The following is a 12,215-nucleotide window of genomic DNA, read 5'->3' as shown; positions in this document are numbered from 1 at the left end:
ATGACCGCGCCGCTTACCATCGCCGAACTGAAACAGCTCGCCAAACGGCGCGTGCCGAAAATGTTCTTCGACTATGCGGATTCGGGCTCCTGGACGGAGTCGACCTATGCCGCGAACGAGGCCAACTTCGCCAGGATCAAGCTGCGCCAGCGCGTCCTCGTCGACATGACCAATCGCTCGCTGGAAAGCACCATGATCGGCCAGAAGGTGTCGATGCCGGTGGCGCTGGCGCCGACGGGCATGACCGGCATGCAGCATGCCGACGGCGAAATGCTGGCGGCGCGCGCGGCGGAGGAATTCGGCATTCCCTTCACGCTCTCGACCATGAGCATCTGCTCGATCGAGGACATCGCCTCGGTGACGACGAAGCCCTTCTGGTTCCAGCTCTACGTCATGAAGGATCGCGACTTCGTGACGAACCTCATCAGCCGCGCCAAGGCGGCAAAATGCTCTGCCCTGGTGCTGACCGCCGACCTGCAGATCCTCGGCCAGCGCCACAAGGATATCCGCAACGGCCTCTCCGCTCCGCCGAAATTCACGCCCAAGCACATCTGGCAGGTGGCAACGCGGCCGGCCTGGTGCATGAGCATGCTGCAGACCAAGCGCCGCAGCTTCGGCAACATCATCGGCCATGCCAAGAACGTCACCAGCCTGAAATCGCTGTCGACCTGGACGCATGAGCAATTCGATCCCCGGCTGTCCTGGAGCGATGTCGCCTGGATCAAGGAACAATGGGGCGGGCCGCTGATCATCAAGGGCATTCTCGACGTCGAGGATGCGAAGGCCGCCGTCGATACCGGCGCCGATGCCATCATCGTTTCCAATCATGGCGGCCGCCAGCTCGACGGCGCCCCCTCCTCCATCAGCATGCTGCCTGGCATCGTCGATGCCGTCGGCGACAGGATCGAGGTGCATATGGACGGCGGCATCCGCTCCGGCCAGGATGTGTTGAAAGCCGTGGCGCTCGGCGCCAAGGGCACCTACATCGGCCGCCCCTTCCTCTATGGCCTCGGCGCCATGGGGAAGGATGGCGTCACATTGGCGCTGGAGATCATCCGCAAGGAACTCGACATGTCGATGGCGCTCTGCGGCAAGCGGGATATCAAGGCGGTGGGGCGCGATATTCTCGCTGACGTCTAGCGCAGCCAGCCCGTCGCCAGCCCGCTGGCCCAGTCCTTGCGCCCTCGTTCCGCCGCCAGTTCCGCCATCGCGCGGTAATCGTAAGCCACCTGCCGAAAGGTCGGTATCCAGATGCCATCCAACTTTTCCATGATGGCGTAGGAAGCGAAGGGGTGGCCGGCCTCGACCTTGTGATAATGGGGCAGATCGTCGTCATAGGCCGGGCAGCCGACACTGCCGGGGTTGACGATCAGGCGGCCGTCGGGAAGCATGACGGCGCGCGGAATATGGCTGTGGCCGCATAGGATCAGCGGGAAATCGATGTCCACGGCCAGGGTTTCGATCTCCTCGATGGGCTTCAGATGGATATGACCGTCCGGTGAGACGGTTTCGAGCCAGTAGACATTGTCGTCTGACGGCGTCGCATGGCAGAGATAGGCCTCGTCCTTGTAGACCGCGTTGAAAGGCAGGCTGCGCAGCCATTCGAGATGACGTTCGCCGAGTTGCGAATGCGCGACCCTGTCGGAAGCATGCATCGCCTCCGGCGCCTGCTCGATCAGATAGCGGTCGTGATTGCCACGCACCGTCACCGCGTCGGTCGCAAGCAGGATCTCGGCCGTTTTTCCCGCGGTCAGCGGTCCGCTGAAGCAATCGCCGAGATTGACGATATCGGCGATGCCCTGGCGGGATATATCCGCAAGCACGGCGTCCAGCGCCAGATGATTGCCGTGCACATCAGCGATGACAGCAAAGCGCAAGGGTCAGCTCCCGCGATAGGTGGAATAGCCGTAGGGCGAGATCAGCAGCGGCACATGATAGTGCGCCGCGGTGTCGGCGATGCCGAAGCGGATCGGCACCAGATCGAGGAAGGCCGGATCCGGCAAACTGGCTCCGGTCCCACGCAGATAATCGCCGGCGCGGAACAGCAGTTCATAGGTGCCGGCGACGAAGCTGTCGCCGATCAGGATCGGCCCGCCGTCCACGCGCCCGTCGGCATTGGTGGTGACCGTCTTCAGATGCTGTCGCACCTCCCCCTCGATCCTGAAAAGATCGATCACCAGCCCTTCGGCCGGCTTGCCGAGGGCGGTATCGAGCACATGGGTCGTCAGTCCGGTCATGGGGTCGGCGCTCCGATGGTGAAGGGGGTGTCGAAGAAGAATTCCGCCAGATTGTTTCCCGGCCCATCGCGATCGACGATGAGGAAATCGCTCGGCTCACCGAGGGCCATCAGCGGATAGTGCCAGACATTGGCACGGTAGTTCACGCCCTGGTCGCCACGCGCCAGGAAGACCCGCGGCGTCCCCGGCTTGCCGCCTTCATCCTCCGCGACCACGACCAGAAACGGACGGTCGTTGAGCGGCACGAAGCTCTGGCTGCCGAAGGGGTGGCGCTCCATCATCTCGATGGCATAGGGAAAGGCGCGGGGCTGGCCACGAAAGATGTTGAGGATCACGCGTGCGCCGTCACCGATGGCTTCGGCAGCGGACAGCGCATGGAAACGCTCCGTCGTGCCGCCATTGATGAACCGCATCGTCGCCGGATCGGCCTCGATCACATCCCCGAACGGCGCGAAGGCAGCCTTTGTCAGAGGGTGGATTTCGAGCGTCTGTGTCATATGATCATTCACCTTCTGCCCGCCAATGGCGGATGGAGTCGAGTTGTGAGAGCAACTCGGGAAGAGATTTACGCGCGGTTTCCCAGGCACTCGTGAAATCGATGTCGAAATATCCATGCGCAATTCGGTCTCGCATGCCGCGCATCGCGCGCCACGGCAAGTCCGGATGCTCGGCGGCGAACTCCGGATAGTCCTCCATGATGCGAGTGGCCACCTCACCGATCATCATGAGATTCATGCCGACCGCACGCTGTTTCTCAACGTCCTTGAGAAACGTGTCTCTATCAATCCCTTGAATAAATTGACCGACCTCTGACGCAGCCTGCTGCATGCGATCAAGATGCGCAATCAACCGGTCCAAACTCATACTGGCTTCGCCTCATCGAGAACGCGCGCGCGCACTTTTTCCGGAAAATCGCCCGGTGTCAGAAGATGAATTTTCGTGCCCGCCAGAAGGTCTTCCAATTCCTCCAGCAGCTCACCCAGGTCGAACAAAGTCGCCCTCGGCAAGGGGTCCACCAAAATGTCGAGATCGCTGTCGAGCTTGTCTTCGCCACGCACAACTGAACCAAAAACACGCGGGTTCTCCGCCTTGAACCGCCTGGTGGCGTCGCGGATCGCCTGCCTGTTTTTCTCCAATGCTTCCGATGGCTTCATCGCGGCATCGCTCCTTCAGCCGCAATATATGCCATGCGCAGCGAAGACAAAATAGATCATGCCTTGTTGCCGAAAAGCCTGAGCCGCATCACGCCGCCATCGGGATGCATGGCGAAGCGCACATGCGTCACCGGGCCGATCGAGGCAAGAACATCGCTGCCATATTCGTGACTATGATCCATTTGCAGCTTCTGGCGCGACAGGATCGGCTTCCAGTTCTCGGAAGCGGTAATCTCCGCATCCGTGAACGTGTCACCGTGGCCAGGCAGATAGGCGCCGAGCAGCTCGCATGTGTCCGGGAAGTTGCCTTTGAAAAAGGCCGTGTCGACGATGACGCGGTTGATCATGCCGGGATGGCCGAGGCGGATGATCGCCCAGTCATGGCCCGGCCCGCGCCGGCGCTTGGTCTCCCAGCCATCGCCCATGTTGATGCCGCGGCCGGGGCCAAGCATCTTGTCGGGATGACCGTAATGGGCGTCCGACCAGGCGAGCGCCTTGGCGCCGTTGAAGATATAAGCGAGGTCGACCTGCTCCCCGCCGCCGACCTTCGACCAATCGAAATAGGCCGAACCGTAGACACGCAGACGCGCCACGCCGCCATCGGGATAGATGTGCAGGCGAAGATGCGTCCAGATCTTTTGCCTGTCGGCCACTTCGAAATAATGATGCGCGCTCGGTCCGAGCGGCGATTTCATCAGGATTTCGGTCCACACGGTCGCATCCGTCGGATCACCATCCGCGACGAAGGCGGCTTCGATGGAGCAGTGGGGCGGATAGTTGCCGGTGAAATAGCTGGTATCGACGTCGAAGCCGAAAATGCGGCCCGGCATGGCGAGCCGGACGATCGCCCAGTCATGGCCGGGCACGCGCTTGCGACGGCTTTCCCAGCCATCCATGTACTTGCCGTTGTCATCGTAGAGCTCCGGATCGAAGCTTGCCGGCACGTCCTGCAGCATGCGCTCCAGCGGCGCGAAGAATTCGTCGGTCGCATAGAGCCCCCTCGCCCCGAGACGCGCGGAGGCAAGGTTGATAGCACCGACCGCGAAAGACGGCAGGCTGGTATCGGCATTATCGGTCATTCAGGTCTCCGGAAGCATGGATTGCAGGCGCAGCAGGGCAATCTTCTCCACCTGCGCCGTCGCGGTCGCAAATTCCGCGTCCCGGCCATTGCCGATCCGCATTTCAAAGGCTGCAAGAATATCGTCCTTGCCCAGTCCTTTGACCGCGATGATAAAGGGAAAGCCGAATTTCGTCACGTAAGCCGTATTGAGCTCGGTGAAGCGAGCATGTTCTGCGGCGGTCAGCCGGTCGAGCCCGGCGCCGGCCTGCTCCTTGCGGCTGTCCTCGGTGAGCTCGCCGGCAATCGCCAGCCGGCCGGCCAGATCGGGATGCGCCCGTAGAACGCCAAGCCGCTCCTGCGGACTGGCGGCGCGGAAGACAGCGGCCAGGGCGGCATGCACACCGCCCGACGTCAATGGCTCGACGATTGCGCCGTCATCATAGGCACGTTCGGCGATGAAGGGAGAATGCTCGAAGACGCCGCCGAAACGGGCCACGAAATCGTCGCGCGTCACCATCTCAGGCCGCGCCGGCAGGAAGATGATGCTGATGCCAATGATGGGCGATCTCGACGCGCCTGGGTATCCAGACCTTGTCGTGCTTCAGCACATATTCGATGAAGCGCCTGAGGGCCGCTGCCCGGCCCGGCCGGCCGACCAGACGGCAATGCAGGCCGACGGACATCATCTTCGGACTGCCCTGCCTGCCCTCCTCGTAGAGCGTATCGAAGGCATCCTTGAGATAGGTGAAGAACTGGTCGCCGGAATTGAAGCCCTGCGGCGTGGCGAAGCGCATGTCGTTGGTCTCTAACGTATAGGGAATGATCAGGAACGGCTTGCCGTTCACGCCGTCGACCCAATAGGGCAGATCGTCGGCATAGGAATCCGACGAATAGAGGAAACCGCCCTCCTCCATGACCAGCCGCAGCGTGTTGTCGGACGGCTTGCCCTGATACATGCCGTAGGGCCGCTCGCCGGTCAGCTCCGTATGCAGGCGCACGGCTTCGAGAATATGCTTGCGCTCCAGATCCTCGCTAAAATCCTTGTATTCCAGCCAGCGATAGCCATGGCTGGCGATTTCCCAGCCCGCCTCTTTCATCGCCGCGACCGCTTCCGGATTGCGCGCCATGGCGAGCGTCACGCCGTAGACGGTCGCCTGTACCTTGAGTTCGGTGAACATGCGCCACAGCCGCCAGAAGCCGGCGCGCGAGCCATATTCATAGATCGATTCCATGTTGAGATTGCGCTGGTTCGGCCAGGGTGCGGCACCGACGATTTCCGACAGCAGGTTTTCGGAAGCCGGATCGCCGTCGAGAATACAGCTTTCCCCGCCCTCTTCGTAGTTGATCACGAACTGCACCGCGACGCGGGCATCATCAGGCCATTTCGGATCGGGCGGGTTGCGACCGTAGCCAACGAGGTTGCGGGAATAGATATCGGACATGAAGGCACCTTCTCGAATATGCGGCAGACGGTAGCATTCACGGCCGGAATGTCGAGCCGGAAAGTGAGAAACTCACTTTCCTTTCAGGAATAAGCGCTTAAAGCGCATCGCGATCTTTCAGATTCGCTCCTCGCACTTTAAGTCTTTGATTTTGCGCATGTCATTGTTCGCAAAACCGCTGCACACTTTTGCGCGGCATGCTTCAGGCGATCCTCCGGGCACTGACTTTGCCCATCGGATGTAGCGAATGCACCCGGAACGGACCGCCGGTTCCTTCCTCCATCATCAGTGCGATATTTGCCACCGGCACCGGATCGGCAAGGACGGGCTCGAAGACGTCGCGCAGCACCTGCTCCATGCGCGAGAGATCGGTGACGTGGACCGTACCGGTCAGCATCATGTGAAAGCGGAATTCGTCCATCACATGCGGATGGCCCCAGCGATGCAGATTGACGAACTGCGCCGCCGAGAGACCATCCGGGTCGCTGCGTTCGATTTCCGCTTCGGTGAGAGGGGCGCGATAGTGATCGAAGGCCTGGATCACCGATGCGGCAAGGAAATGCATCGGCTGGCACGGCTCCGACGGCACCAGGCCGAAGGCACAACCAAGACGCGCCACCTCCAGCCGGGAAATCTCGAAGGGCGTCAGTGCGCCGGAAAAGCGCATGAGGTCGCGCAACAGGCCGGCTTCCGACATGCCCTCCGCCAGCCTGAACGGCGCCTTCAATGTGCCGTTGAAGCCATAGCGGCGCGGCACGGCGGTATGGAAGGCGATCTCGTGGATGCCGAGGCCGCGGATGGCCGGCGGATCGACCATCTCGCCGGAATAGACGTTGCGGCCGAGCCAATTCGCGGCCACGAGCGTCAGCGGATCGCTCGCGGACGGCGTGAAGCAAATGGCGTAGCGCATGAAATCTCCTCCGAAGACGGCGAACCAAGTGCTCGCCGACGAGCAAGGAGATAGGTGATTTGCGTGACAGATTGACGACCTGAGAGCCCCGTAAACTCTCCATATATTCACATTTTATGCGATGCTACAGTAATATGGCTCGAAAGCGCGAATGTCTCCGGCAATTCAAACGGGCAGACAGCGCCCGCCGCCGCCCGGACCGCCGCCTCGGCGAGGCGATGAGCGAGGCCGAAGCTGACCTTGAAGCCTCCGGTCAGCGCGATCAGGCGCGGATGCTCCGGATGCGCCCCCACCATGGGGTCGCGATCGATCGCCTTCGGCCTGAGGCCAGCCCAGCGCTCGACCACCTCGGCATCGGCGAGCACAGGCGCCATCGCCCGTGCCGCGGCAAGCAGGCCATCCAGCAGGCCATCGGTCGATAGGGGATCGTCGAAACGGTTCTCGCTGGTGCTGCCGACGGCTACCAGGCCACCTTCATGCGCAACGATATAGAGGCCGTCACGGAAGATCACCGGCAGGCCGGCATCGACATCCGCCTTCAGGAGCGCGGCCTGTCCCTTGACCGGCTGGCCGAGGGAAGAATGAAGACCCGAAGTCACGCCATCGAGGATCGGGAAGGAACTATGCCCAGCCGAGAGAATGCAACGGCCGAAACGAATGGTGCCCTCGCGGGTCGACGCAACACCATTGTCCGGATCGATGCCGTCCACCTGCAATCCCTCGACAAGCCGGACATGCTTCGCTTTGCCGAGAAAGCTTACCAGCGCCTTCAACAGGGAACGCGGTGCGACGCGGGCGGCGAGCGTGTCGAAGACGAAGCCGCTGGCGCCGGCGTTTGGATCGATCCAGCCATCGACCGGCGCGGTATCGGACACATGCCAATGAAATTGCCGATCGCCATGGCACCAATGTCTCTCGGCGTCCTGCGAATGACCGAGTGCGATCCTGTGCAGGTGCGGCTTCGGCAGCGGAATGAGCCGGCCCGAACGACGATAGCCGGCGGAAAGCCCGGTTTCCGCTTCCAAAACCGCAATGTCACCCTCAAGAGACACGAGTGCATCGAATTGAAATTGCTTCTTTTCCGACCACTTGTCCGGCATGTGCGGCATCAGCGCGCCCAGCAGGCCGCCACTCGCCCCCTGGCCTATCCGGGCAGCATCGACGAGCAGCGTCTTGATGCCCAGCCGCTCCGCATGCACCGCGGCCCACAGGCCCATGATGCCGCCGCCGACGATCAGCAGATCGACGGATGATTGACCCGCAAGCGCTGGAGGATTATCGGCTTTTCCCATGACAGATCCAGTTTCCAATCGGACGCAAACGCCCGACACCAATGCGGCAAGCCCTAAGCTCGAATGGCGCGACGGCGATATGCCCTATTCGACCGCCTTTGGCGACCATTTTTATTGCCAGACGGACGGCCGGCTGGAATGCGGCCATGTCTTCCTCGCCGGTAATGGCCTGCCCGCGCGTTGGGCCGGACAAGAACGCTTCCTGATCGGCGAACTTGGTTTCGGCACCGGCCTGAATTTCTGCGAGACCTGGCGGCAATGGCGCCAGCATGGCGAGGCGGGCGCGCAGCTGCATTTCATGTCCTTCGAGCTATACCCGATGCAGGCCGAGGAGATCGACCGTGCGCTGTCGCGCTGGCCCGAGATCGACGCGGAGCGCCGGGCGCTTGTCGCCGCCTGGCCGCAAGATCCGCGTGGCGTCGTCTCCCTCGCCCTTGATGCCCGCACGCGCCTCACCGTCGTCTGCGGGCCGGCGATCGACGGCGTCAGCCAGGCAGCCGCGGGTTTCGATGCCTGGTATCTCGATGGTTTCGCGCCATCGCGAAACGCCGACATGTGGTCGCCGGACCTGATGCAACGTCTGTACGACAAGACCGCGCCCGGCGGCAGTTTCGCCACCTATGCCGCCGCCGGTTTCGTGCGCCGCAACCTGCAGGCGGCGGGCTTTACCGTCGAACGGCGCAAGGGGTTCGCCGGCAAGCGGGAAATGCTCTGCGGGATCAGGCAGGCTTAAAGCAATTCCACGAAAAGTGCGGCATTAGGTAGCAAAAGCCACCAGACCTGAAATGGTGTTGCGGCTACCTTGGCTCCGGTGAAAACGGAGCCCCGAATGAATGTAGCGTACGAGTTGAAGCAGAAACGAGCCGCCTTTACTGACAGGCTGCAACAGCTTGAGAGGGAGCGGGGCGACATTCAAGAACTGATAAGAGCGCTGGACCGCGTCATCCTGAGCTGCGGGCCCGACTACCAGGCATCAGCGCTGACGGGGCCTGAACAGGGGAAACGCTCTCAGAAGGCCAATCGGTCATCGTCCGAGGTGAAGGCGGCGATGAGCGGCGTGAACAAACGCCAAGCCGTCTTGGAGGTTCTGGGCGAGGCAGGGGAACCGATTTCGGTGACCGACTGCGCCGCGAAGTTTGCAGCCAAGCTCGGCATCGCGAGCGAGCCAGCCAATCTCTCAGACATCGCACACCGCTTGTCGGCGGTCCTGACCCAACTGACGACTGCAGGACGTGTGCGGCAGTCGGGTCAGTTCGACGGTCGGAAGGTTCTATGGGAGGTCGCTACTTAGCCTTCCCAGATCAGGTCCGGCGGCTTGTTGCCCTGCCAGTATCCGCATAGATAGCGTGACGTCGGGCGACACAGTGCCTTGCCAAGCACCTGGAACGTATGGCCGCGGTTGCTCACCTGGCGACAATCCTCACGCCACGCGAGCTCGGCCACATACCAGTCGAAGTATTTCAACGGAAAACGATGATGGATGCCGACATAGGCACGCTGAACGCGTGAGAAGAAACTCTCGACCTGGTTGGTGTTCGTGCCATCGTCCGTCTGATAGGCCTTTGAGTGGTTGACGCGCTCCAGCTTGTTCAGACCAGCCAGGTCATTATAGCTGCCGTGATAGCTGCCGTGCTCGTCCGAGAATACCGTTGCCTCCCGAGACACGTGATCTCGGACGGCCGCCCAGGCCGCGTTGCCGTCCTCGTTTCGGATGATACGGGTGAAGGTCTGCCCTCCCAGTCCGCGTTGGCGGATCGCAAGAGCGCACAGCCGCTTCATGTTCTGGTATTTCTTGAGGCGACGATCGATGCGATCCTCGGCCTTGTTTTCAGGACGGATGTGGCCGCCAGCATACTTGCCGTCAATCTCGACCTCGCCATCGAGTACCATCTCCTCCCTACGCCATGCGATGGCCTCTCGCAGCTTCATGAGGAGGACCCAGGCGGTCTTGTATTGGACGCCGATCTCGCGCGAGAGCTGGAGCGCAGCCTTGCCTTTCACCGAGTTCGCCGAGAACCAGATGGCGATGAGCATCTTCTTGAAGCTCAGCTTCCGCGCATGAAAGACCGTGCCCGAGGTGACGCTGAACACGGCCTTGCATGTCTTCTCGGCACACTTGAAGCGGTTACGGCTCATCGTGTGGCAGCGCAACGTTCCGCACTTGGGGCAGTAAGGCTTGCCCTCCGTCTGGTGCCAGCGCAGGCGCTTAAACCAGTTGTAGGCAGTCGCATCCCGCATCTTGGCGAGATCGAGCACCGTCAGCGTTCGGCACTCTGGCGACAGCAAGAAATGCTGGCCCCTGGGCGTGTCGTCGGGGTTCGCCACGGCTCAACCCCTCCGCCATCTGGAGGAAGGCCGGACGTATTTCCAAGCCCCCGACCAAGACACTGACGGTCAACAGCTTAGCGTGGGAGCGATGGGCAATGGCGGCGGTGGCGATGAGGGTCATGTTCAGACTCCAGAGGTCGACGGCAGGCACAGCAGAACGGCGGACGAAAAGGCCGCGGGAGATCAGAGCTGTATTTGTATCATCCTGAACATGATCCAGGTTCTTGTCTGGACTTCGCGTCGAGGTCGACCGAAGGAGGTCTAAATGGTTAATTTTGGCGAGAGATCGAAAGCCTTTTGCTGGATATCCGTGCGACCCGCGATTGCTTTCGGCCCATTGCAGGCATGTGGAAATGAATGCCCAGATGTCGGGGCTTTCTTCCCAGAAGCCCATTGGGGCCTGATTTCAAAACTCGAATTCACATTTCGTCAGATGAGGAATGTTCTCCGGGTTGACGCCTATGTCCCGTAGACGTTGCTCAGTAAGACGACGCAAGTGTCGCTTGAGGTAATGCAGTGTCCGCCGCCGGCGCGTTTCAGCGTTGAATCGACACACCAGATCGTGCATTTTTGAATTAAAAAAATTGAGGATAATTTTGGTCGAGTTCATGTGGCATATTCTTTGCGGTTATCGCGGTGACCTGATATTTCTCGAATAATTGACATGCTCGCATATTGAATGCGAGCAGGGAAACGAGTATTCTTGTTCAGAATTTCAAACTTTCTTTGAAACAAAAATGAGCATGATTCCTGGAATGCGGGCGCTAAGAGCGCTTGATGCCGCGGGGCGACATCTGAACTTCAGTCGAGCGGCCGACGAACTTGGCCTGACCCCGGCGGCGGTCAGCTACCAGATCAAGGAAATCGAGGACCAGCTCGGCCTGTCGCTTTTCAAGCGCACCAATCGCTCGATCCGCACGACGGAGGCTGGATTGATCCTTTGCCGCGCATCCGGTGACGCGCTCGAACTCATGAAGCGTGCCGTCGCGCAGGCCCGCAGGAGCGAGCGCGGCTCCCGCCACCTGAAAATCACCGTCGATCCGGACTTTGCCGTCAAATGGCTGATGCAGCGGCTGAAACGCTTCCGTGGCGCTTGGCCGGAAATCGACCTGCGCTTTGATATCTCCCCCGAGGTGCGCAACTTCGAGTTGGACGACATCGATATCGGCATTCGCTTTGGCACGGGAAACTATCCCGGCCTTTGCGCTGATCGATTGTTTGATGACGTTGTCGTGCCCGTATGCAGTCCTCGGCTACTCGCGTCCGAGAGGCCCATTCGAACGCCGACTGATCTGCTTGATCACACCTTGGTCCATATCGAATGGGAGCGACAGGGTGTTGCGTGGCCGAACTGGTCGACGTGGATGGCGGCTGCCGGTATCGACGCCTTCGACGACAGTCGTACGGTTGCGCTCGCCACGTCATCGGAAATGCTTCAAGCCGCGATCAGCGGGGATGCTGTGGCACTTGTGGACCTGACCACTGTCGCAAACGATCTGGCCGAGGGGCGGCTTGTCCGGCTTTTCGATCTTGGCATCCCAATCCCGTCCGAACTCGCCTATTTCCTCGTATATCCGCAGGAAACGGCTTCCGATCCCCGTGTCGTCGCCTTTCGCGAATGGATTCTTGACGAGGCGGAACAGATGCCGGGTCAGGAATCGCGAACACCTGCATCCGATGAAAAGGGGCGCGGGACCAGGGAGGCTTAGGCAGCCCAAGCCGTGCATCGAATTTCCCAACCAGAGGCATCATGTCCGAAGTATTCACACCCTCTACTCTGAAAAGCGTCACT

Annotated in this window: 15 protein-coding genes; 4 read left to right on the top strand and 11 right to left on the bottom strand. The window is 60.9% G+C overall.

Annotated elements, in window-relative coordinates:
• Complete coding sequence (locus tag FHX11_RS00220) at positions 1 to 1,140, top strand: alpha-hydroxy acid oxidase (protein ID WP_184353870.1); 1,140 nt, start codon at positions 1 to 3, stop codon at positions 1,138 to 1,140.
• On the opposite strand, the gene FHX11_RS00215 is transcribed toward FHX11_RS00220, so the two are convergent.
• The 10 genes from FHX11_RS00215 to FHX11_RS00170 form a co-directional block, all read right to left on the bottom strand.
• Positions 1,137 to 1,877 (bottom strand): metallophosphoesterase family protein, encoded by a 741-nt coding sequence (locus tag FHX11_RS00215; RefSeq protein ID WP_184353868.1) that lies wholly within the window; start codon positions 1,875 to 1,877, stop codon positions 1,137 to 1,139. The genes FHX11_RS00220 and FHX11_RS00215 overlap by 4 nt on opposite strands.
• Before the next feature lie 3 nt (positions 1,878 to 1,880).
• Positions 1,881 to 2,237, bottom strand: coding sequence for a hydroxyisourate hydrolase (gene uraH, locus FHX11_RS00210; RefSeq protein WP_184353866.1), 357 nt, complete (start codon positions 2,235 to 2,237; stop codon positions 1,881 to 1,883).
• Positions 2,234 to 2,734, bottom strand: a complete 501-nt coding sequence (locus tag FHX11_RS00205) for an ureidoglycolate lyase (RefSeq protein WP_184353864.1) — start codon at positions 2,732 to 2,734, stop codon at positions 2,234 to 2,236. The genes uraH and FHX11_RS00205 overlap by 4 nt, the downstream gene beginning before the upstream one ends.
• Before the next feature lie 4 nt (positions 2,735 to 2,738).
• Positions 2,739 to 3,101 (bottom strand): DUF86 domain-containing protein, encoded by a 363-nt coding sequence (locus FHX11_RS00200; RefSeq protein ID WP_184353862.1) that lies wholly within the window; start codon positions 3,099 to 3,101, stop codon positions 2,739 to 2,741.
• A complete protein-coding gene (locus tag FHX11_RS00195; RefSeq protein WP_184353860.1) occupies positions 3,098 to 3,391 on the bottom strand; it encodes a nucleotidyltransferase domain-containing protein in 294 nt (97 codons plus the stop codon). The genes FHX11_RS00200 and FHX11_RS00195 overlap by 4 nt, the downstream gene beginning before the upstream one ends.
• Before the next feature lie 56 nt (positions 3,392 to 3,447).
• The gene (alc, locus tag FHX11_RS00190) at positions 3,448 to 4,470 is read right to left on the bottom strand and encodes an allantoicase (RefSeq protein WP_184353858.1); all 1,023 of its coding nucleotides are present in this window, start codon (positions 4,468 to 4,470) and stop codon (positions 3,448 to 3,450) included.
• Positions 4,471 to 4,968: a 2-oxo-4-hydroxy-4-carboxy-5-ureidoimidazoline decarboxylase gene (uraD, locus tag FHX11_RS00185; protein ID WP_184353856.1), complete on the bottom strand. Its 498-nt coding sequence runs from the start codon at positions 4,966 to 4,968 to the stop codon at positions 4,471 to 4,473.
• A 1-nt stretch (position 4,969) separates the two neighbouring features.
• Positions 4,970 to 5,893, bottom strand: coding sequence for an allantoinase PuuE (gene puuE, locus FHX11_RS00180; RefSeq protein ID WP_184353854.1), 924 nt, complete (start codon positions 5,891 to 5,893; stop codon positions 4,970 to 4,972).
• A gap of 202 nt (positions 5,894 to 6,095) precedes the next feature.
• Positions 6,096 to 6,803, bottom strand: coding sequence for a DUF1045 domain-containing protein (locus FHX11_RS00175; RefSeq protein ID WP_184353852.1), 708 nt, complete (start codon positions 6,801 to 6,803; stop codon positions 6,096 to 6,098).
• 107 nt (positions 6,804 to 6,910) lie between these two features.
• Positions 6,911 to 8,095 (bottom strand): FAD-binding oxidoreductase, encoded by a 1,185-nt coding sequence (locus FHX11_RS00170; RefSeq protein WP_184353849.1) that lies wholly within the window; start codon positions 8,093 to 8,095, stop codon positions 6,911 to 6,913.
• Between FHX11_RS00170 and mnmD the strand changes: the two genes are divergently transcribed.
• Both mnmD and FHX11_RS00160 read left to right on the top strand, forming a co-directional pair.
• A complete protein-coding gene (mnmD, locus tag FHX11_RS00165) occupies positions 8,094 to 8,828 on the top strand; it encodes a tRNA (5-methylaminomethyl-2-thiouridine)(34)-methyltransferase MnmD (RefSeq protein ID WP_184353847.1) in 735 nt (244 codons plus the stop codon). The two genes, FHX11_RS00170 and mnmD, sit on opposite strands and share 2 nt — an antisense overlap.
• Positions 8,829 to 8,924: 96 nt before the next feature.
• Positions 8,925 to 9,386 carry a hypothetical protein gene (locus FHX11_RS00160; RefSeq protein ID WP_184353845.1) on the top strand — a complete coding sequence of 154 codons (462 nt, stop codon included), beginning with the start codon at positions 8,925 to 8,927 and terminating at the stop codon, positions 9,384 to 9,386.
• Here FHX11_RS00160 and FHX11_RS00155 read toward each other — a convergent pair.
• Positions 9,383 to 10,420, bottom strand: coding sequence for an IS1595 family transposase (locus FHX11_RS00155; protein WP_184353843.1), 1,038 nt, complete (start codon positions 10,418 to 10,420; stop codon positions 9,383 to 9,385). The two genes, FHX11_RS00160 and FHX11_RS00155, sit on opposite strands and share 4 nt — an antisense overlap.
• A 740-nt stretch (positions 10,421 to 11,160) precedes the next feature.
• Here FHX11_RS00155 and gcvA point away from each other — a divergent pair.
• Complete coding sequence (gcvA, locus tag FHX11_RS00150; protein WP_184353841.1) at positions 11,161 to 12,132, top strand: transcriptional regulator GcvA; 972 nt, start codon at positions 11,161 to 11,163, stop codon at positions 12,130 to 12,132.
• Positions 12,133 to 12,215 lie beyond the last annotated feature (83 nt).

This window comes from Rhizobium sp. BK602, from assembly GCF_014195095.1.
GTDB lineage: Bacteria > Pseudomonadota > Alphaproteobacteria > Rhizobiales > Rhizobiaceae > Rhizobium.
Note: the sequence above shows the minus strand (reverse complement) of the source record. Positions and strands in the feature narration are given on the sequence as shown.

Bases quoted from the DNA above. Each gene is read 5' to 3' on its own strand.
- FHX11_RS00220 (WP_184353870.1), top strand. From the start codon at position 1: ATGACCGCGCCGCTTACCATCGCCGAACTGAAACAGCTCGCCAAACGG.
- alc (WP_184353858.1), bottom strand. From the start codon at position 4,470: ATGACCGATAATGCCGATACCAGCCTGCCGTCTTTCGCGGTCGGTGCT.
- FHX11_RS00195 (WP_184353860.1), bottom strand. From the start codon at position 3,391: ATGAAGCCATCGGAAGCATTGGAGAAAAACAGGCAGGCGATCCGCGAC.
- FHX11_RS00170 (WP_184353849.1), bottom strand. From the start codon at position 8,095: ATGGGAAAAGCCGATAATCCTCCAGCGCTTGCGGGTCAATCATCCGTC.
- FHX11_RS00160 (WP_184353845.1), top strand. From the start codon at position 8,925: ATGAATGTAGCGTACGAGTTGAAGCAGAAACGAGCCGCCTTTACTGAC.
- FHX11_RS00200 (WP_184353862.1), bottom strand. From the start codon at position 3,101: ATGAGTTTGGACCGGTTGATTGCGCATCTTGATCGCATGCAGCAGGCT.
- puuE (WP_184353854.1), bottom strand. From the start codon at position 5,893: ATGTCCGATATCTATTCCCGCAACCTCGTTGGCTACGGTCGCAACCCG.
- uraD (WP_184353856.1), bottom strand. From the start codon at position 4,968: ATGGTGACGCGCGACGATTTCGTGGCCCGTTTCGGCGGCGTCTTCGAG.
- gcvA (WP_184353841.1), top strand. From the start codon at position 11,161: ATGAGCATGATTCCTGGAATGCGGGCGCTAAGAGCGCTTGATGCCGCG.
- FHX11_RS00175 (WP_184353852.1), bottom strand. From the start codon at position 6,803: ATGCGCTACGCCATTTGCTTCACGCCGTCCGCGAGCGATCCGCTGACG.
- FHX11_RS00205 (WP_184353864.1), bottom strand. From the start codon at position 2,734: ATGACACAGACGCTCGAAATCCACCCTCTGACAAAGGCTGCCTTCGCG.
- uraH (WP_184353866.1), bottom strand. From the start codon at position 2,237: ATGACCGGACTGACGACCCATGTGCTCGATACCGCCCTCGGCAAGCCG.
- mnmD (WP_184353847.1), top strand. From the start codon at position 8,094: ATGACAGATCCAGTTTCCAATCGGACGCAAACGCCCGACACCAATGCG.